General features: G+C 61.0%; 16 protein-coding genes. 14 read left to right on the top strand and 2 right to left on the bottom strand.

Features of this window, described 5'->3' with window-relative positions:
• The first annotated feature begins 48 nt into the window (after positions 1 to 48).
• The 5 genes from GWE18_RS02060 to GWE18_RS02040 all read left to right on the top strand — a co-directional run bounded on the left by GWE18_RS02060 (position 49) and on the right by GWE18_RS02040 (position 4,845).
• Positions 49 to 1,407 carry a formimidoylglutamate deiminase gene (locus GWE18_RS02060; protein ID WP_275184132.1) on the top strand — a complete coding sequence of 453 codons (1,359 nt, stop codon included), beginning with the start codon at positions 49 to 51 and terminating at the stop codon, positions 1,405 to 1,407.
• Entirely contained in the window at positions 1,404 to 2,147 is a 744-nt protein-coding gene (hutC, locus tag GWE18_RS02055) for a histidine utilization repressor (RefSeq protein WP_275184131.1), read from the top strand. The genes GWE18_RS02060 and hutC overlap by 4 nt, the downstream gene beginning before the upstream one ends.
• A gap of 108 nt (positions 2,148 to 2,255) precedes the next feature.
• A complete protein-coding gene (locus tag GWE18_RS02050; protein ID WP_342804217.1) occupies positions 2,256 to 3,200 on the top strand; it encodes an ABC transporter substrate-binding protein in 945 nt (314 codons plus the stop codon).
• 89 nt (positions 3,201 to 3,289) lie between these two features.
• Positions 3,290 to 4,063, top strand: a complete 774-nt coding sequence (locus tag GWE18_RS02045; RefSeq protein WP_275184649.1) for an ABC transporter permease — start codon at positions 3,290 to 3,292, stop codon at positions 4,061 to 4,063.
• Complete coding sequence (locus tag GWE18_RS02040; protein WP_275184130.1) at positions 4,060 to 4,845, top strand: ABC transporter ATP-binding protein; 786 nt, start codon at positions 4,060 to 4,062, stop codon at positions 4,843 to 4,845. Before GWE18_RS02045 ends, GWE18_RS02040 begins: the two co-directional genes overlap by 4 nt.
• Before the next feature lie 56 nt (positions 4,846 to 4,901).
• On the opposite strand, the gene GWE18_RS02035 is transcribed toward GWE18_RS02040, so the two are convergent.
• Positions 4,902 to 5,591 (bottom strand): sigma-70 family RNA polymerase sigma factor, encoded by a 690-nt coding sequence (locus GWE18_RS02035; RefSeq protein ID WP_275184129.1) that lies wholly within the window; start codon positions 5,589 to 5,591, stop codon positions 4,902 to 4,904.
• 439 nt (positions 5,592 to 6,030) lie between these two features.
• Here GWE18_RS02035 and GWE18_RS02030 point away from each other — a divergent pair, with 439 nt between their 5' ends.
• Positions 6,031 to 6,957 (top strand): catalase family peroxidase, encoded by a 927-nt coding sequence (locus GWE18_RS02030; protein WP_275184128.1) that lies wholly within the window; start codon positions 6,031 to 6,033, stop codon positions 6,955 to 6,957.
• A 36-nt stretch (positions 6,958 to 6,993) separates the two neighbouring features.
• Here the strand turns inward: GWE18_RS02030 and GWE18_RS02025 are convergent, their stop codons facing one another.
• Positions 6,994 to 7,926 carry an AraC family transcriptional regulator gene (locus GWE18_RS02025; RefSeq protein ID WP_275184127.1) on the bottom strand — a complete coding sequence of 311 codons (933 nt, stop codon included), beginning with the start codon at positions 7,924 to 7,926 and terminating at the stop codon, positions 6,994 to 6,996.
• 444 nt (positions 7,927 to 8,370) lie between these two features.
• Between GWE18_RS02025 and GWE18_RS02020 the strand changes: the two genes are divergently transcribed.
• From GWE18_RS02020 to GWE18_RS01985, 8 genes are all read left to right on the top strand, one after another.
• Complete coding sequence (locus GWE18_RS02020; RefSeq protein ID WP_275184648.1) at positions 8,371 to 9,021, top strand: response regulator transcription factor; 651 nt, start codon at positions 8,371 to 8,373, stop codon at positions 9,019 to 9,021.
• A 136-nt stretch (positions 9,022 to 9,157) separates the two neighbouring features.
• A complete protein-coding gene (locus tag GWE18_RS02015; protein WP_275184126.1) occupies positions 9,158 to 12,076 on the top strand; it encodes a winged helix-turn-helix domain-containing protein in 2,919 nt (972 codons plus the stop codon).
• 180 nt (positions 12,077 to 12,256) lie between these two features.
• Positions 12,257 to 13,231: an alpha/beta hydrolase gene (locus GWE18_RS02010; protein ID WP_275184125.1), complete on the top strand. Its 975-nt coding sequence runs from the start codon at positions 12,257 to 12,259 to the stop codon at positions 13,229 to 13,231.
• Positions 13,232 to 13,384: 153 nt separating this feature from the next.
• Entirely contained in the window at positions 13,385 to 14,035 is a 651-nt protein-coding gene (locus tag GWE18_RS02005; protein ID WP_275184647.1) for a response regulator transcription factor, read from the top strand.
• Positions 14,036 to 14,096: 61 nt separating this feature from the next.
• The gene (locus tag GWE18_RS02000; protein WP_275184124.1) at positions 14,097 to 14,534 is read left to right on the top strand and encodes a response regulator; all 438 of its coding nucleotides are present in this window, start codon (positions 14,097 to 14,099) and stop codon (positions 14,532 to 14,534) included.
• 64 nt (positions 14,535 to 14,598) lie between these two features.
• Positions 14,599 to 16,638, top strand: a complete 2,040-nt coding sequence (locus GWE18_RS01995; protein ID WP_275184123.1) for an ATP-binding protein — start codon at positions 14,599 to 14,601, stop codon at positions 16,636 to 16,638.
• A gap of 230 nt (positions 16,639 to 16,868) precedes the next feature.
• Positions 16,869 to 17,822, top strand: coding sequence for an AraC family transcriptional regulator (locus tag GWE18_RS01990; protein WP_275184122.1), 954 nt, complete (start codon positions 16,869 to 16,871; stop codon positions 17,820 to 17,822).
• Positions 17,823 to 18,372: 550 nt separating this feature from the next.
• Positions 18,373 to 19,590, top strand: coding sequence for an NAD(P)/FAD-dependent oxidoreductase (locus GWE18_RS01985; RefSeq protein ID WP_275184121.1), 1,218 nt, complete (start codon positions 18,373 to 18,375; stop codon positions 19,588 to 19,590).
• The last annotated feature ends 60 nt before the right edge of the window (positions 19,591 to 19,650 follow it).

Below are 19,650 nucleotides of genomic sequence, written 5' to 3'. Positions count from 1 at the left end.
TCTATACATATTCCTGTGTTGGTGTTCTGTCCACCCGGTTTGGAAAACATGTCCACTCTGCATTTCGGATCGGCGCTGCTTCCCTCCGGATGGGCTGACGATGTGCAGGTGGTTGTGACCGATGGAACCATTACGAAGGTGACGGTCGGCGCAGCGCCGGGCGCGCACGATGAACGCCACCAGTTGGCCATCCCGGGAATAGCGAGCCTGCATAGTCACGCGTTTCAGCGTGGCATGGCCGGCCTCGCCGAAACGCGCGGCAACACCGCGGATACGTTCTGGACATGGCGCGAGACGATGTATCGCTTCGCGCTGGACATGACCCCCGAAGACACGGAAGCCGTCGCAACGCTGCTCTATGTCGAGATGCTCGAGCAAGGCTACACGCGCGTCGGGGAATTCCATTATCTTCATCACGACCACGATGGCAGGCCCTATGCCAATCCTGCCGAGATGGCGACGCGAATTGCGCGGGCCGCCGAGGATACCGGTATCGGGCTCACCCTGCTGCCGAGTTTTTACGCGCACAGCTCCTTTGGTGGGGCCGCACCGCATGCCGGCCAGCGCCGGTTCATCTGCTCGGTCGACCAGTTTGCCAGGCTGATTGCCGCGACGGAGGTGGCCATCCGCGAATTGCCCGGGGCCAATCTCGGTATTGCCCCGCACAGCCTGCGGGCCGTAACGCCGGACGAATTAACGGCGATCGTACCACTCGCCGAAGGCAGGCCGGTTCATATTCACGCCGCCGAACAGATCAGGGAAGTCGAGGAATGCATCGCCTGGTCCGGCCGGCGGCCGGTTGAGTGGCTGCTCGAACATGCGCCCGTCGACCGGCGCTGGTGCCTGATCCATGCGACCCATACCACCGCGACGGAGGTCGCCGCGCTTGCCAGGAGCGGCGCCGTTGCAGGCCTCTGCCCGATTACCGAGGCGAGCCTCGGCGACGGCATTTTCCCGACCCGCGAATTCCTTGACGCAGGCGGCCGGTTCGGCGTCGGCACAGACTCCAATGTCCTGGTCGGCGTGGCCGACGAACTGCGTCAGCTCGAATATGGCCAGCGGTTAAAGCACCGGGAGCGCAACGTGTTGTCCGGCGGTCCCGGCATTTCGACCGGCCGAGCGCTATTCGACGCTGCGCTGGCCGGCGGCGCGCAGGCGCTGGTGCAGCCGTTCGTCGGGCTCCAGCCAGGCGCACGCGCTGATATCGTGACCCTCGACACCACGCATCCCTCGCTCGCCGGGCGTCGCGGGGATACCGTCCTCGACGGCTGGATTTTTGCAGCGGGCCCGGGTGCCGTCGCATGTGTGTGGGCGGGCGGAAACAAAGTCGTCGAGGGTGGACGCCACCGGCTCCGCCAGAAAGCGCGCGACGCTTTCAACGCAAGCGTACGGAGGCTCGTGGCATGAGCCTCTCGGTCGATCGCGACAAATTCCAGGCAGCCGACAAGCCGACGCTGTACAAGCAGATCCGGCTCGACATCGAGCGCCGCATCCTGACCGGTGAGTGGCCGCCGGGCCATCGCATCCCGTTCGAGCACGAGCTGATGACGCGCTATGGCTGCTCGCGAATGACTGTGAGCAAGGCGCTGTCGGAACTGGCGCAAGCCGATCTCATCGAGCGGCGGCGGCGGGCCGGCACATTTGTGCGGCGTCCCAAATTCCTGTCAGCAGTCCTGACGATTCCGGACATCCGCGCGGAGATCACCGCGCTCGGCCGCAGCTACGGTTACCAGTTGATCCGGTGCGCGCGCCGCGCCGCAAACGACGCCGACCGTGCGCGTCTTGGAGTACGGAAAACCGGCAAGGTGATCGCGATCTCATGCCGTCACAGCGCCGACGGCGTGCCGTTCGCGATCGAGGACAGGCTCATCGATCTTGACGCGGTGCCCGAAGCCGCCACGGCGGATTTTGCGATCGAACCGCCCGGCACGTGGCTGCTCCACCATGTCCCGTGGACGGAGGCCGAACATTCAATCAGCGCGATCGTGGCCGATGATCAGACCGCAGCGGCGCTGGATATCGCGAGCGGCGCACCCTGCCTCGTGATCGACCGGCACACCTGGCGTAGCGCACGGACGCTGACCGCCGTGCACCTCGTCTATCCGGGCGAGTCTCACAAACTGGTTGCCCGCTTCAAGGGCGGCTGAAGAGGAATATCGATGCAGATAAGTCCGGCACAGTTTATGCAGCTATAATTCATGCAGCAATAGGACGAACAGGACCAAATCCATACACCCGGCAGAAGGAAGACAATCATGCTTAGTTATAGAATATTCGCCGCAACCGCCGCTCTTCTAGTGTCCGTGCCAGCCGTCGCACAAGACGTGAAGGTCGGCATCGGCATCTCGGGATGGACCGGCTTTGCACCGCTCACGCTCGCAAACCAGGCGGGCATCTTCAAGAAGAACGGCCTCGATGTGACGATCAAGAAGATCCCGCAAAAGGACCGGCATCTGGCCGTTGCATCAGGCGACATCCAGTGTGCGGCGACCACGGTCGAAACCTGGATATCCTGGAATGCCAATGGTGTTGCGACCAAGCAGATCTTCCAGCTCGACAAGAGCTACGGCGCCGACGGCATGGCCACGCGAAACGATGTCGCGTCGATCAAGGATCTGAAGGGCAAGACGGTCGCGGCGTCCGCGCCCGGCACCGCGCCCTATTTCACCCTGGCATGGATGCTCAAGAAGAACGGCCTCTCGGTCAAGGACGTCACCGTCGTGAATCTGGAGCCCGCCGCAGCCGCGCAGGCATTCGTGGCCGGCCAGAACGATGCCGCCATGACCTATGAGCCTTATCTCTCGACGGTGCGCGCGGCGCCGGACAAGGGAAAGATCATCGCCACCACGCTCGACTACCCGATGATCATGGACACGTTCGGCTGCACGCCGAAATTCCTGACCGAGAATCCGAAGGCCGCGAAAGCGCTGGCTGACAGCTATTTCGAGGCTGTCGCCCTGATCGAAAAGGACCAGGCAAAATCCTACGAGATCATGGGTTCCGACGTGAAGCAGTCCGCCGAGCAGTTCGGCAATTCGGCAAAATATCTGCGCTGGCAGGACAAGGCCGCGAATCAGAAGTTCTTCGCGGGCGAGTTCCAGGCCTTTACAAAGGAAGCCGCAGACCTGCTGCTCGAGATCGGCATCATCAAATCGATTCCGAAAATCGACGACCTCGTTGACACGAGCTTCATCAAGTAGGTTCGTTCGGCGCTGCGCTGGTCCCTCTTCCACAGATGTGGAAGCGGGCTTTCGCGATCAGCGCACCGCTTTGAGGAACATGCCCTGTGATGCGTCCCCTGGATCCCGTGACGTCGAAGCAACGCGCAGTCTATGGCTTTGCGTTCTTCGTCCTGTTCGTAGCCCTGTGGGCATGGGCAACTTTTGGCGGCTATGTTTCCAAAACGTTTCTCGCGAACCCGCTGACCATGCTGCAGGAGGGCTTTGAACTCCTGACCAAGCACGGCTTCCTGTTCGACATCGGCATGACGATCTGGCGGGTTGTCGGCGGCTTTGCGCTGGCGGCCGTTATCGCGGTGCCCCTCGGCGTTCTGATGGGCGCCTACAAGCCGATCGAGGCGTTCCTTGAGCCGTTCGTGTCGTTTGCCCGTTACCTGCCCGCTTCGGCCTTCATCCCGTTGTTGATCCTGTGGGCGGGCATCGGAGAGCTGCAGAAGCTGCTGGTCATTTTCATCGGATCGGTGTTCCAGATTATCCTGATGATCGCCGTCAACGTCGGGAATACCAGGCGCGACCTCGTTGAAGCAGCCTACACGCTGGGAGCCGGCGACAGCGGCATCATCCGCCGCGTGCTGCTGCCCTCCTCTGCCCCCGAGATCGCGGAAATCCTTCGGCTCGTTCTCGGGTGGGCTTGGACCTACGTCATCGTCGCCGAGCTCATCGGTTCATCGTCGGGCATTGGCCACATGATCACCGACAGCCAGGCGCTGCTCAACACCGGCCAGATCATCTTCGGCATCATCGTCATTGGGCTCATCGGGCTGGTGTCGGACTTCCTGTTCAAGGCCTTCAACGCCTGGCTGTTTCCGTGGAAATTGGCATGACCGAGCTGAAGATCGATCAGGTCTCCCGCATTTTCCCTGCGCGCCAGGGCAATGCGCCGACGCGGGCGCTGGAGCCGACCAATCTCAGCGTCGGCAACAACGACTTCGTCACCATTCTCGGCCCGTCGGGCTGCGGAAAATCCACGCTGCTTCGGATCATCGCCGGGCTTGACCGGCCGACCAGCGGCCGCGTCATTCTGGACGGGCACGAGGTCGCGGGACCCGGCGCGGATCGCGGCATGGTGTTTCAATCGTACACGCTGTTCCCGTGGCTAACGGTGCGTGAAAACATCGCGTTCGGCCTGCGCGAGCGCGGGATATCCGAGGCGGATCGCGGCAAGATCGCCGATGGGTACATTCATCGGGTCGGCTTATCCGGCTTTGAGAATCACTGGCCGAAGCAGCTCTCCGGCGGCATGCAGCAACGCACGGCGATCGCCCGCGCGCTTGCCAACGATCCGAAGATCCTGTTGCTGGACGAGCCGTTCGGGGCGTTGGATAATCAAACCCGTGTGCTGATGCAGGAAATGCTGCTCGGCATCTGGGAACGCGACCAGAAGACCGTGCTGTTCGTCACTCATGATATCGAGGAAGCGATTTTCCTCGGCAGCCGCGTCATCGTCATGAGCGCCCGTCCCGGTCGCATCAAGGCCGAGATCGCGATCGATCTGCCTCACCCGCGATCCTACAAGATCAAAACCGCGCCTGAATTCGTCAGGCTGAAGGAACGGCTCGTCGAGGAAATCCGGGCCGAGGCATTGAAGGTTGCGGTTGACGCCTAAAACAGTCGTTCGCGTGTCGATGGTGCGCGGACTGCGATTGTGGCGTCAAGCCGCTATCAAATTGCCGATGACTCTGCCTGCAGTTTGAGATGCAATCCGCCAGATGGTCTTGCTTCTCTCCCCTCATCAACGGCTGTCCGGACCGCTGCGGCCTCGAAACCGGCGCTCACAAGCATTCCCGCAAGTCGCTTACGCGCGTAAAACATCCGGCTCTTCACGGTGGCATGGGGAATGCCGACAATCTCGCTTACCTCAGCGACTGACTTCTCGTGATAGTAGATCAAATCGATGATTTCGCGGTGAGCAGGAGGCAGCCTGTTAATGCATGCTCGCAGGACGGCACTGGTTTTCTTGCGATCGAGCGCCACTTCCGGCGTGTCTGCGGCATCGGCGATGCCGACCACATCTTCCTGATCGATATTCTCATACGATCGCGCTCGGAAAGAGCTCAACGCCTTGATGCGGGCAATCGAGAGCAACCAGGTGGAGACTCGCGAGCGGCCTTCAAAGCTATCTGCGGAACGCCAGACATCAAGAAACACCTGACTGACGATATCTTCTGCAATTGCCGTATTGCGGACTATCCTTTGGATGAAGCGAAACACCCTTACACGGTGACGAGCGAACATGATGTGCATTGCGGCTTTATCTCCCTCCGCAATGTTTTTTAGCAGCATCTCGTCAGAGGCACTTTCCTCCGTATCCGTCATATGGCGGGCGGCATAGACCAGTTTGTCGCGGTTCATCCCATCGGACTGTCCAGATATGGACACCCGATTCGGCAAGACCATCGTTGCGAGATTCGACCGCGATCCGAACGAAAGAATCTCTTCCCGAGACCTGCCTGGCAAAGGCCTCTCCGCCCGTTCTCGCCGCTTGCTTATGCGCATCGTCCTCACCCATTTTGTTTTGACGAGATTGCGCAAGGATGCGTTGCGTGGAGTTGCTCGCGCTACCGTGCGCTGGGCTCGTACTTCTAATCTCCTGGTCTAGGGTGAATTAGCCCGAAAGCTGGATGGCTGACGGGCGGAAGAGAACCGGTGCACGGGCATGCCGGCCAGACGCAAGGTGCCTCGCGATGGCGTACCTGGAGCGGAATCGGACAAGGCATGGCCGTTTTGGGAAAGACGCGGCACCTGTCCGGTGCCTAAACAAGCATCAAACGCTCACGCCCAAGATTTCACCATGTCCAGGTTCCCGACCGGCGCCGCCACGCCCGCCGCCATCATAGACGCCTTGAAAGCGGTAGCCGGCGATCCACCGAAGGTGCGGGCCAGTTTCGCCAAGGGCCGATGCGTTCGCGGAACCTATGCCGCGTCTGACCGGGCGGTGGAGATTACGAAATCCCGCAGCTTCACAAGACCATCACGCGTGCTGGCCCGCTTCTCGGTGGGTGGCGGCGATCCCGAAATGGCGGATACCGACAACTTCGTGCTGCGCGGCTTCAGCTTCAGGCTCGGCGGTGATGGCCATCGTTCGGACATTCTCGTGCAAAGCGCGCCGGTGCATTTTGCGCGGACACTTGACCAGATGCTGGCTTACCTCAGGGTGCGCATGCCGGGGCCGGGCGGCAAGCCGGACATGAGGAAAGTCAGGCCATTCTCCGCCACCAATCCGGAAACACTGCATCAGGCTAGCTATATCGCCGCGCACCCGCCACCCCGGAGTTTTGCCGACATCGTCTATTGGGGAGTGCACGCCTTTCCCGCAACGAATGCGAAAGGCGAAACGCGGTTCATCAAGTTCAAGGTCGTTCCGGTTGGCGCGGAAGTCGCGCAGACCAAGGACGAGGTCAAAGCGAAATCTGTCGATTTCCTGCACGATGATCTCGAAACCCGGATCGCTGCAGGCGATGTCCGGTTCAACGTGATGGCACTGCTCGACTGTCCCGGCGATCCCACAATGGACGTGACTGTCCGGTGGCCGGATGAGGATCATCGTGAAGCGATACGGCTGGGAACGATCGTCATCACCGGTATTGAAGCAGACGAGGTGTGCGACGTGTCCATCTTCGATCCGGCCAATCTTGCCGACGGCATCGGTCATCCACCGGACGAGATCTTTGCGGCGCGCAGCGAAGCCTACGCCATCTCGCTGGCGAAGCGTCGCTAATCATCCGGCATTGCCTAGATCAGGTCTCGGCCTGGATCAGGTCTCGGTTTCCGAAATGCCCTGCGCTTCGCGGCGCCAAACGCCCGGGCTGACGCCGACCATGGCAGAAAACACCCGCGTAAAGTGGCTTTGATTGGCGAAGCCGGCCGACATCGCGATCTCGGACAGCGGCAGGTCGCGGACGGTCAACAATTGCTTGGCCGCCTTCACGCGCTGCTGAAGAAGCCACTGATGGGGCGGCAGGCCGGTGGAAACGCGAAATGCGCGTGAGAAATGGCTGACCGAGAGGTCGAACTCAGCCGCGATCTGTTGCAGTGAAAGTTTTCCGCCGAGGTCGGACTCGAGTCTTTCGCAGGCGCGCCTCGCCTGCCACGGCGCGAGACCGCCGCGGGTCGGTTCGGTGCCGGGCCGAAACCCGCCATAGGCCTGGGCGACATGCGCGGTGAGCGCGAGCATCATGTGATCGATGAAAAGCTGGTTGGCCTCGTCCGGCCGACGCAGCCCGGCCTGCAGCGATGCCCCGATATGACGGACGATCGCATCGTCATGGCCAACGCCGAGTTCGCAGGCAAGCTCTCCCACGCGTGGCTTGCGGGACTGTTCGGTGAGGCCGTCGAGCGCCGAGCGCGGCAGATAGAAAAACAGGGAGTGGAACGGCTTGTCGATCACATAGCGCGGATCGCGCTTGAGATCGTACAGATATGTTGCGCCCGCCGGGACATCCGCCTTCATCACGCACTTGCCGTTCTCCCAGAGCTCGCAGTCCGGGAACTCGCGGAGTTTCAGGCTGACGATAAAGGCATCCTCGGCGGTGAATGAGCCGGATAGACTCGGCACAGGATTATCATCGCGCGTTTCGGTAACCGCGAGTTCGACGCCGCGCAGTGAACGCGTGATCAGCGACGGCGGTGCATCCTTCAGGTGCAGGAATTTTCCGAGCCTCTGTCCGAAGGCGCCAGCCTGTGTCATCTGGGTTGGTCTCATGATTGGAATCGGGCGAGGCGGATCATCGTCGCCCTGTGAGGTCACCGCACATTATCGGAAATCGGCGAGCGACCGTCCAGACTTGCTCGTGATACGCGAAGCTGTTGTGACAGCAATCGAGCCAATCGCATCACAACGATTTTCGTAGCGATTTCAAAACGATCTGGCCGCTGGATCGCTCGGTCGCGCGTCCGCGGCGACCGGGCAGTTGGTTCACAATTGCGAGCTCGGAGCAGGTTCCGGCAAAGCACAGCGGCTTTAGGAAAGACGCCGGAACCCCGCAGCCCCTAGAACGCACACCGAACGCTCGAACCTAGCCGAGCGACCGCGACAGAGACGGGACAGAAGCGATCAGAAGGAGGCTACGCAATGCTTGGTATCACTGCACTCGCCGACTCATCTGCCTTACCGCCCTTACACCGCTTTCCCATGAACATCGCTGCCGACAATATGGAACGCCCTCTCGTCTTGATCGTGGACGATGACGAGGAGGTGCGATCCGCACTTGAAGAGCTTCTTCACTCGGTGGGGATCGACGCATGCTGCTTCGGATCGACGCAAGAGCTATTGCACGCCGACCTTCCGGATCGCCCGGGCTGCCTCATTCTCGATGTCCGTATGCCCGGAGCAAGCGGCCTGGATCTGCAGCAACATCTCGCCTCGAACGGCAATACGCGGCCGATCATCTTCCTTACCGGTCACGGCGACATCGCCATGACGGTGCAAGCGATGAAGGCTGGAGCCGCAGATTTCCTGACAAAGCCGGTGAGAGACCAGACGCTCCTTGATGCGGTTACGGCGGCAATCGAGAAAGATATTTCGCTGAGAACCGCGGCCCGGCATATCAAGCAGCATCTCGACCGCTACGCGAAGTTGACGCCGCGTGAACGCGAGGTCCTGCGCGAAGTGGCAAAAGGCCGCCTCAACAAGCAGATCGCGTTCGATCTCGGCATCAGCGAGATTACCGTCAAGCTTCACCGCGGCAATGTGACGAAGAAGATGCAGGCGACATCCGTCGGTCAACTCATCCGCATCTGGGAGCTGCTGCCCGCGGAAGTTCGACAGGAGAACTCAGCCTAGATCGAAGGATGGACCAATGCGGAGGATGCTTGAACCGCCGATAGTACTGCCCGGCTTGAGATGGACAGCGACATTGACCGGTTCCATCACGGCGTGCTAATTGATCTTCCTTCGCTCTCAACGAGGCGAGCCAAAAATGGCACCCGCTATCAGAGGCGACCGTGATCACCCTTTATCCGCGGCGGGAGCCGACATACGTGATGACGCAAGCGCGTCCGTCGAGCTTACATTCACCTTTGGCCCATTCCGCCTCGTCCCGCGCCAGCAGCTACTCCTTCGCGGCGACAATCCGGTTTCGCTTGGAAGTCGAGCTTTTGAAATCCTCGTAGCTTTGGTTGAGCACGCCGGCGAAGTGGTCGACAAAGATGACCTCATTGCCCGCGTGTGGCCTGGCCTCACAGTCGAGGACTCGAACGTTCGGGCTCAGATCAATGCTGTGCGGCGTACGCTAGCGGAAGGTAGGACCGGCGAGAATTATATCGTTACGGTGCCTGGTCGGGGATATCGCTTCGTTGCAACGGTTTCACGGTCCACCGGCGATGCAGCCCAAGCCTTCCCCGCCCCCCATAAAGGGCACAACTTGCCCGACCGCCTCACCCGACCGATCGGCCGCGCTGACATCGTTGCCATGGTGAGCAGCAGGCTACAGCGAGGCCGCTTCGTCACGATCGTCGGACCGGGCGGAATCGGCAAGACCACAGTTGCTCTGGCGGTCGCCGACCAGTTGATAGCCTCTTACAAAGATGGTGGACGGTTTGTCGATCTTGCTCCGCTCAACGATCCCCAGCTTGTGCCGAGCGCGCTCGCGTCCGTGCTTGGTGTTCCGATCCGCTCGGAGAATCCATATCCCGCGCTGACTTCCTTTCTGAAGGGCAAGCAGATGCTGCTCCTGCTCGACAACTGCGAGCATGTCTTGCTGGCGGCCGCGGAGTTGGCTGAAGAACTTTTGAAAGGCGCACCGGCTGTTCACATCCTTGCCACCAGTCGAGAACCTCTACGTGCCGAAGATGAGCGCGTGCAGCGCCTCCCGCCACTGGAAACTGCTCCTGTCGAGGCAGGATTAACAGCCATGGAAGCGCTTAGCTACCCGGCGGTACAACTCTTTGTCGAGCGCGCGTCAGCGAGCGCCGGCGGATACGAACTCAGGGATGAAGATGTCCCGGTTGTCGCGCAAATCTGCCGTCGGCTCGATGGAATTGCGCTGGCCATCGAGCTTGCGGCGTGTCGCGTTGACGCCTTTGGGGTTCGCGGAGTGGCCAGTCGCCTGGACGATCGATTTCATCTGTTGACACGCGGTCGGCGCACTGCCCTGCCACGGCATCAGACGCTTCGTGCAGCGTTCGATTGGAGCTACGATTTGCTCTCCGAAGTCGAACGCGTCGTCATGCGCCGGTTGGGTGTTTTTGCCGGACGCTTCACGATGGAGGCTGCCATCGCCATCGCCGGAGACGACAAAATAATCGCGTCCGAGGTCGACGGGATCGTTGCCGACCTTGTCGAGAAGTCGCTGGTCATAGCGGATGTGGCAGGCGCGACCGTATACTATCGCTTGACTGATACAGCGCGAGCCTACGCCCAGAAGCGGCTGAGTGAAGTAGGTGAGACGCAAGCTGTGAGGGGGCGACACGCGCTCTACCAACTTGACCTGTTCGAGCGCGCCCTTGCCGAGTGGGAGACGTGGCCCACCACCGAATGGTTGTCCGCGTATGCTCCACAGATCGACGACCTCCGCGGCGCGCTTGATTGGGCATTTTCGCCGAGCGGCGATCCGGGCGTCGGTGTAGAGTTGACGGTCGCGGCGGTGCCTGTTTGGTTCGAGATGTCGCTGATGGAGGAATGTCGCACCCGGGCCGAGCGTGCGCTGACTACGCTCGACGAAAGCACAAAGGACGAACGGCGCCGGATGCATCTCTATGCTGCGGTTGCCTGGTCGCAGATGTATACGACAGCATCGGCCCGGGACACGGGAGCGGCGTGGGCGACCGCGTTCGAAATCGCGGAAGGTCTGGACGACACTGATTACCGCTTACGAGCGCTGTGGGGAATGTGGGCTTCGCGAGTCAACCGCGGAGAGTTCGTCGAAGCTCTGGCGCTCGCGAAGCGCTTTTCTTCGGTTGCCGAGAAGACGGCGGATATCAACGATCGATTGCTCGGCGATCGATTGACAGGTGCGTCGCTGCACTTCCTGGGCAACCAGTCAAGTGCAAGACAGCACATTGAGCGGATGCTTGCGCACTACGTAGCTCCCGTCCGTCGATCACATGCGGTGCGCTTCCAGTTCGACCAAGGGGTGACAGCACGCATCACGCTCGCACGAGTGCTATGGCTGCAGGGGTTCGCGACTGAGGCGCTACGCTGTGTCGAGAATAACGTCAGCGACGCTCTTTCGATCAATCACAGGCTCTCGCTCTGCAACGCGCTTGCTCAGGCAGCGTGTCCGATTGCCCTCATGGCTGGCGATCTGTTGGCCGCGGAACGTTACACAAGGATGCTGCTCTATCAGACCGCCAGCGATGAGCTTGATATCTGGCGCGCTTATGGGCGCTGCTTCGAAGGAGAACTGCAGGTCAAGCGCGGCAATCTCGCCGCCGGCTTGCAGCAGCTAAAAGTTGGTATCGATGAACTTCGCCGAGCCAGATTCGTCCAGTATCTCACGACCTTCCTGGGCGCTCTGGCCGAGGGGCTGGCGGTCGCCGGAGACGCCCTACTGGCAAAGGCCGCGATCGATGAAGCGATCGGACGAAACGAGCAGAGCGAGGAGCGCTGGTGCAGTCCGGAGCTGTTGCGGATCAAGGGTGTAGTCGCCTTGCAGCGAGACGCTGGTCAGGCCGAGGAAGATTTTCTGGCGTCGATTGAGTTGGCCCGAACGCAGGAGGCTCTCGCATGGGAACTGCGCACCACGACTAGCCTGGCGCGACTGCGGCGGGATCAGGGGAGGGTCGGCGAAGCGTACGAGTTGCTCTCTCCGCTCTATAGCCGCTTCAGCGAGGGCTACGAAACCGACGATCTTAAGATCGCGAAGGGTCTGCTGGATGAACTCTCGGGCCAGCGCTAGCCCAGACCAACGCAGGCCGTTTCACATCCGCTGCTGAGATTTCACGGAAATTCACAATGCTTCATGGGGAGGCTTCACGCCTCGTTCCCGGATTTTGCGAGAATTCACAAGGTTTGTTTAGGGTTTAATCGCACGGGCGCGCATGATCTCTGTCGAGCGGTCCCGTTCGGATGGATATCGATGCTTGAGAAAGCTGCACCAGCAAATATTCGCGACGTAGCGTTGCTTGAGCCTTTGACGCAGCAGTTTGTCGACGCGATCGCAGACGGCCCGATGATGGGTAAACTGTCTCCCGAAGAAGCACGAAGATTTCTGGCGGATATCCAATCAGGCATCATCGGCAAGCCAGCCGTGCGCTATGAGGATATAGTAGCCGCTACCGGCCCCACCGGAGCGGTGCCAGTTCGCATCATTCGACCGGAGAGGGCAAGTGAAACGCTGCCCGCATTGATATATGTCCATGGCGGCTGGACTGTCGGCGATAAAGAGACACACGACCGCTTGATTCGCGAAATCGCGGTCGGTGCACACGTTGCGTTGTTTTTCGTGGATTACGACCGCTCGCTGGAAGCCAGGTATCCGGTAGCAATCGAACAAGTCTATGCCGTCGCCAAGTACCTGGTAGAGCATGCTGAACATCTAGGGATCGATCCCACGCGCCTGGCCATCGCCGGCGACGGCGTCGGCGGCAACATGGCCGCCGCTGTCACGCTCATGGCGAAGGAACGGCGCGGCCCCAAGATCGATGCGCAGGTGCTGTTCTATCCCGCCGTCAGCTCGATGTTCGACACCGAGTCTTATGCCTCGTTCGCAAATGGCCCGTGGCTGACAAAGCGGGCGATGGAATCGTTCTGGAACGCTTATCTTCCGGACGCCGCCGCGCGCAAGCAGATCACCGCGGCACCACTCAATGCCTCGATCGACCAACTGACTGGCCTTCCGGATACGCTTATCATCGTCGCCGAGAACGATGTGCTCCGTGATGAGGGTGAGTGCTACGCGCGCAAACTGGTTCGTGCGGGGGTGCGCGTCACCTCCACAAGATACAACGGTACCATTCATGATTTCGTCATGCTCAACGCACTGGCCGATACCCCTGCGGCCAGAGGCGCTATCGCGCAGACTAACGCCCTTCTCCGGTCCATTCTTGAATGACGGATTTAGCCACGCAGGCGGCAAACTTGTCAGAGGCCCATGCGAACCACCGCGACAGACAACGGAGCAGAATCGATCAGAAGGAGGCTAGCAATGGTTGGTACAACTGGATTCGCCGGCTTATTTGCTTTACCACCCTCACCCCGCATTCCCATGAGCGTAGCTGCCGACAATATGGAACGCCCTCTCGTCCTGATCGTGGACGATGACGAGGAGGTGCGGTCCGCACTTGAAGAGCTTCTTCTCTCGGTGGGGATCGACGCGTGCTGTTTTGGGTCTACGCAAGAGCTATTGCACGCCGACCTTCCGGATCGTCCGGGCTGCCTGATTCTCGATGTCCGTATGCCCGGAGCAAGCGGGCTGGATCTGCAGCAGCATCTCGCCTCGAACGGCAATACGCGGCCGATCATCTTCCTTACCGGTCACGGCGACATCGCGATGACGGTGCAAGCGATGAAGGCGGGAGCCGTCGATTTCCTGACAAAGCCGGTGAGAGACCAGACGCTCCTTGATGCGGTTACGGCGGCAATCGAGAAAGATATTTCGCTGAGAACCGCGGCCCGGCATATCAAGCAACATCTCGACCGCTACGCCAAGTTGACGCCGCGTGAACGCGAGGTCCTGCGCGAAGTGGCAAAAGGCCGCCTCAACAAGCAGATCGCATTCGATCTCGGCATCAGCGAGATCACCGTCAAGCTGCACCGCGGCAGCATAACGAAGAAGATGCAGGCGACGTCGGTCGGTCAGCTCATTCGCATCTGGGAACTGCTGCCTGCGGGGATCCGGGAGGAAAAATCACCCTAGACCAAAGGATGGTTACGATCAGGCCAGCAATGGGTCAGACGAGGGAGACGGCCATCCGGCCGTGCAAGCGAAGAGTCATCCGTTGTCCAAAGCGCCCTTAGTCGCGGTCGTAGATGACGATGAAGCTGTGCGAGAGGCCCTTTCCGATCTCCTTCTGGTGCTGGAACTATCGTGTCGCACTTTCGATCGAGCGGAGGCCTTCATGGCGGAGTACGTCCCGGGCAGGTTCGACTGCCTGATCACCGATGTAAGCATGCCGGGCCATAGCGGGCTCGACCTGTTGCAGCGGCTGCGGACCATCGGTTCCCCGATGCCGGTGATCATCGTCACGGCCGACACCGCTCCGGCGACCCGATTGCGTGCCATGAGATGCGGCGCTCATGCCTTTCTGACCAAGCCGGTGAGCAGCGAAGCACTCCTTCGTCATCTGCGGTCCGCGCTGAGACACGCGGGCTCCTGCCCCGGCGCAGATGGATGGGAGACGCCCCACGATGGCTAGTCCCGTCCACAAGACCGTGACGGGTGGACACGAACACCCCTCCGTGTCTCCTCCCGGAATGGAGTTGTCCGATTTCGCATCCGAAAGCGTGATTGTCAGCGACGAGCACGGCGTCGTGAAATACTGGAATGCGGCTTCGGAAGCCCTTTATGGATGGCCCGCCATGGCCATGATCGGGCAGAATCTTGCCGCGCTCCGCACACCCGGCCAGCACGACCCCGAACACGCTGGCGCGCTACTGCGGGAAGGCCGATGGGAGGGCTTAGTCCGCCGGCGCAACCAGGCCGGAGCGGGCGTTACAGTTGCCATCAGGCAAATCGTAAGGCGGGATGCAGCCGGCATACTCCTCGATATCGTTGAATTCGGACGAGACGCTGGAGGGATGTCCGAAGCGGCAACCATACGCGTCGATGCCGAGCTGCAGGGCTATCTGGCCGCTTGCTGGGAACTCGATACCTCAGGCGCCCGCTCTGTGCTCCAAACAATCGCCGAGCTCAGAAGTCGTAGCGTAATCGACGATCTCGATGAACACCCGGAATGGGTTGAAAAGCTTCTGACCGCCACCCGCATCTCGGCCGTCAATGATCGCGCGGTACGGATGTTCGGCGCCCATGCCGGTCTGGAGCAGATGATCGGCAAGCCCGTCGGCGCATTCTGGCCGGCCGAAAGTCGCTCAGTACTCGCTGCCCTCCTCGAAAAGGTGGCAACCGATCCCTCGCGCCTCGAAATGCGCAGAATTGTCTCCAGTGGAACCATACGCAACCCCATCATCAGGGCTTGGCACTCCGCCGAGCCGAAGCCCCCCGGAACGGTGTTCGTAACCATCAACGGCGAGGCGAATGACGATCGCACGTCCTGGGAACTGCAGGCCAGCGAGGAACGCTATCGTAAACTGATTCAGTATCTGCCGACCGCGCTCTGGCAGGTCGATTCCCGTCGCGCGGGCGAAGTGTTTGATCAGCTCAAGGCAAACGGCATCCGCGATATCGGAGCCTACCTCGACCGGAATCCGGACCTCATCGAACACGCCAAGGATTTTGTGCGGGTTACGGAAGTGAACCGGGATGCGGTGTTGCTGTTTCGGGCCAAGAATGCCGCCGATCTCATAAATCCCGTTCGATACATTTTTGCCGCCGCCCCCGGGCTTGCCAAGCGGGTCATGGTTGCTCACTTTGAAGGCCGGCGAAATTTCTTTGAAGAAACGAAGATCCTCGCCTTCGATGGCACGATTATCGATGTTCTGTTCACGGTCACATATCCGGTATTGCCCGAGCAACTGGATACGACCTTCATCACCATGCAGGACATCAGCGAACGATTGAATACGGAACAGCAGCTTCGAAAGCTGCAGGCCGACTTCACGCATGCAGGACGCATCGCAACGCTCGGCGAACTGGCAACCTCGATCGCGCATGAGGTCAACCAGCCGCTTTCGGCGATCGTCACCAACGCAGAGACGAGCCTGAGATGGCTGGCGCGCGCCGATCAAAACACTGAAAAAGTCACGCAGCTCGTCTCACGAATCGCATCAAGCGCGCGCCGCGCGGGTGAAATCATTCACCGCATACGAGGCATGGCGGCGAAGAATGAGCCGGAGAAACGTCTCATCGACCTCAACGAGGTCGTTGAAGAAGCGCTCCTGTTCATCCGCCATGAGATCGATTCGAAGTCGATTGCTCTGTCGGCAGTACTAGAAGCTGGACTTCCGAACGTGATGGGCGATCGGATTCAGTTGCAGCAAGTGATCATCAATTTGCTGGTGAACAGCGTCCAGGCAGTCGCACAGTCGGGGCAGCCAACACGCCGAATCGACATCGAGACGTCGATCGACGAAAGCGGCTCGGTCGCCTTTTCCGCCTTCGATAATGGTCCAGGCATCGCCGACGGCAACATGAAGCATATTTTCGAAAGCTTCTTCAGCACCAAGGACGCAGGGATCGGTATCGGGCTGGCAATTTGCCATTCGATCATTATCGCGCATGGCGGCCGTATCGCGGGTTCAAACCGTCCGAGCGGCGGCGCACACTTTCGCTTCACACTGCCAGTGCCAACGGCTGCCGAAATCGATTCCGCGGTTGTCGGCTTTATTCGGCCCGCTCAATGAGCTTCGTTTCATGGCGGGAATGTCTGCCCGCTTGCACCCATCGCATCCATCCTATCCCAAGGTGCAGGTTGATCTATCCACCGAACCAGCGCCACTAGACTCGCTGCACGATACCGTCGCGCGGCGTTTGCCATCATTGTTGCGAGCACACAGGAAGCGGCGCTCCGACTCTTTGGCCCCGCGCGGTCCGCGGAGCGGGCGCGTGACCTCTCCAATGCGAGCACAAACCGATGAGCAAACCGGTCTTGCACAATTCTTCGGCAGGCCTGCCGGCCGCAGCCGAGGCACCACGCCCGAACGATCAGCCAAATGCCGAGCGCCGTCCTGCCGACGTGGAGATGGCACGCGTGCTTCACACCAAACCAGTCAGCATGGCTTTGGACCCCTCCGGGAGCGCGATCGCCCACTGGAAACATGAGCCATTGCACGACGTCGTCGAGCCTATGAGCCACCACGTCATTATGGCTTACAACGGCTCGATGCAGCGCATGGAGCGCCGGACAGGCAGATCGGTTGCGATCGGAACGTTTCGTCCCGGGGTTTTGATAATCATTCCGGAAGGATCAAGCTCACGATGGGATATTCCGAAACCTGTTGATGTCGTTCAGCTCTATCTTCCTCACACAGTGCTCAAGCGCGTTGCTGACGAAGCCGACGTCGCCACACCGCTCGATCTCCTGGAGCGAACGGCGCATCCCGACCCCATTACATCCCGATTGATCTTGAGCGCGACGGATGTGCTGGAGAGCAATGAGGCGCTGGATACGCTGTTCAGGCACCAATTGATAGACCTCCTGGCCACGCGTCTTCTGGCTGCGCACACCGGCTCGCCAGCCCCGTTCCAGCCAACCCTCGGCGGCCTTCCGCCGAAGACACTGCGCCGCGCCATCGAACGCCTCCGTTCGGACAGCGATGCGGACGTCTCGCTCGTGGCGCTGGCTTCGGAGGCCGGCCTGTCGCGCTTCCACTTCTGCCGTGCCTTCAAGCACAGCACCGGGCTTTCACCTCATGCCTGGCTGCGCCAGCACCGGCTTGAGCAGGCCATGAACATGCTGCGCGACACCGACGCTTCGGTCGTCTCAGTCGCAGCGGAGCTTGGCTATGCGTCCCAGACCGCCTTCGCCGCGGCGTTCAGGAAGCTGACTGGCGAAACGCCGAGCGATTGGCGGCGACGCATGCGCTAGCAGCAATCTCTCTACAGGTACGGCAATCGCTCTGGGGCAGTCGCAAATCGGTTCGTTATCGTGGTGCCTACGTTGACAATGGAGGAGACAGCGATGACCTGGAAGAAATTCGTCATCCCCCTGGCAATCGCACCGCGACGAAGAGCCGTTGCGACCGCGCTCATATACGGACTTTCGCTGGCCGTTCGCTTTACTTCAGCGGCAGGCGAAGAAACAGAGGTTCCGGCACCGGCCGCTCGAAGCGCCAATCCCATGGCTTCCATCATGATCAACGATGGCGCCCAGCTCTTGTACAGGAATTGGCCGCCAAAGCCCGCTCTGCCGATTGCCCTTAACCGCAGCTGGCCGCTGGGCCCCAGAAGCTGTCATGCGGCATGTGAAAGCCGCGTGCCGATCTCGCTAGTGCCGAGCTGCCCGCCATAGGGTCAGCCGGACTTCGTTTCACATCTTCGCGTCCTCGTCGATCGCAGGAGGCCTTGCCGCCAATGAACAGCGGCGGCGGTGACGTGCCTTTGCCTGAACCACAACTCAACCCACAGGAGCAAATCACATGCGACTCATCATCATTGGCGCCGGCTTCGCCGGCATGTACGCCGCACTTTCCGCCGCCCGCCTGCGCGACATCCAGGGCGTCTCACCCGAAGAGCTCGAGATCGCGCTGGTCGCACCAGAGCCGACGCTGGTGGTTCGCCCGCGGCTTTACGAGCAGAAGCCCGAGACCCTCACGGCGCCCCTGCTGGATGTCCTGAACGCCATCGACGTCGTCTACGTGCAGGGCAGCGCCGAGAGCATCGACACCAAATCCCGCGTGGTGCAGGTCGCGACCGCCAAGGGTACGCGAAAGACGCTGTCCTATGACCGGCTGGTCGTGGCGACCGGCAGCAGGCTGTTCCGCCCCAACATTCCCGGCCTTGCCGAACACGGCTTCAGCGTCGACCAGCTCGACGATGCGATTGCCCTCGACCGGCACCTGCACAGCCTTCCTGACCGGCCGGCAATGAACGGGCGCGACACGGTCGTCGTTGCCGGCGGCGGCTTCACCGGCATCGAGGCGGCGACGGAAATGCCGGCGCGGCTTCGCAAAATCCTTGGCAAGGATGCCAAGCCCCGCGTCATCATCGTCGACCGGAACAGCGCGATTGCCCCCGATATGGGCGAAGGTCCTCGCCCCGTCATTGAGGAGGCCCTGCGCAAGATCGGTGTGGAGACCCGGCTCGGCGCCGGCGTCGCCTCGCTGGACAAATCCGGCGTCACTCTCTCCAATGGCGAGCATATCGAAACCGAAACCGTGATCTGGGCGGCGGGTATTCGCGCCGCGCCGTTGACCCAGCAGATCCCGGCCGAACGCGACAATTTCGGCCGGCTGCTGGTCGACCGCGACTTGCGCGTGCCGGGGGTGGCCGGCGTCTTCGCCACCGGCGATGCGGCTCGCGCGGCATGTGACGATGTCGGCAACTACGCGCTGATGTCGTGCCAACACGCCACGCGGATGGGCGCCTTTGCCGGCAACAATGCCGCGGCCGAACTGCTGGGCGTTCCGACCAAGCCGTATCACCAGAAGGGCTACGTCACCTGCCTGGATCTCGGCGAGGCCGGTGCGCTGTTCACCGTTGGCTGGGAACGCCAGGTCAAGATGGTCGGCGACGTCGGCAAGAAGACCAAGCAGGAGATCAACACCGTCTGGATCTATCCGCCGAAGGCCGAGCGTGCTGCCGCGCTGGCCTCGGCCGATCCGGAGCGTGTGACTGATGTGACTGGCTTCTTCTAGACCCTTCACGCGAAACGGGCCGCGCTTCTCGCTGGCTGCGCGGCCCGCTCAACCGAGACC

The organism is Bradyrhizobium sp. CSA112 (genome assembly GCF_029051645.1).
GTDB lineage: Bacteria > Pseudomonadota > Alphaproteobacteria > Rhizobiales > Xanthobacteraceae > Bradyrhizobium.
Note: the sequence above shows the minus strand (reverse complement) of the source record. Positions and strands in the feature narration are given on the sequence as shown.

Bases quoted from the DNA above. Each gene is read 5' to 3' on its own strand.
- GWE18_RS02060 (WP_275184132.1), top strand. From the start codon at position 49: ATGTCCACTCTGCATTTCGGATCGGCGCTGCTTCCCTCCGGATGGGCT.
- hutC (WP_275184131.1), top strand. From the start codon at position 1,404: ATGAGCCTCTCGGTCGATCGCGACAAATTCCAGGCAGCCGACAAGCCG.
- GWE18_RS02050 (WP_342804217.1), top strand. From the start codon at position 2,256: ATGCTTAGTTATAGAATATTCGCCGCAACCGCCGCTCTTCTAGTGTCC.
- GWE18_RS02045 (WP_275184649.1), top strand. From the start codon at position 3,290: ATGCGTCCCCTGGATCCCGTGACGTCGAAGCAACGCGCAGTCTATGGC.
- GWE18_RS02040 (WP_275184130.1), top strand. From the start codon at position 4,060: ATGACCGAGCTGAAGATCGATCAGGTCTCCCGCATTTTCCCTGCGCGC.
- GWE18_RS02035 (WP_275184129.1), bottom strand. From the start codon at position 5,591: ATGAACCGCGACAAACTGGTCTATGCCGCCCGCCATATGACGGATACG.
- GWE18_RS02030 (WP_275184128.1), top strand. From the start codon at position 6,031: ATGTCCAGGTTCCCGACCGGCGCCGCCACGCCCGCCGCCATCATAGAC.
- GWE18_RS02025 (WP_275184127.1), bottom strand. From the start codon at position 7,926: ATGACACAGGCTGGCGCCTTCGGACAGAGGCTCGGAAAATTCCTGCAC.
- GWE18_RS02020 (WP_275184648.1), top strand. From the start codon at position 8,371: ATGAACATCGCTGCCGACAATATGGAACGCCCTCTCGTCTTGATCGTG.
- GWE18_RS02015 (WP_275184126.1), top strand. From the start codon at position 9,158: ATGGCACCCGCTATCAGAGGCGACCGTGATCACCCTTTATCCGCGGCG.
- GWE18_RS02010 (WP_275184125.1), top strand. From the start codon at position 12,257: ATGCTTGAGAAAGCTGCACCAGCAAATATTCGCGACGTAGCGTTGCTT.
- GWE18_RS02005 (WP_275184647.1), top strand. From the start codon at position 13,385: ATGAGCGTAGCTGCCGACAATATGGAACGCCCTCTCGTCCTGATCGTG.
- GWE18_RS01990 (WP_275184122.1), top strand. From the start codon at position 16,869: ATGAGCAAACCGGTCTTGCACAATTCTTCGGCAGGCCTGCCGGCCGCA.
- GWE18_RS01985 (WP_275184121.1), top strand. From the start codon at position 18,373: ATGCGACTCATCATCATTGGCGCCGGCTTCGCCGGCATGTACGCCGCA.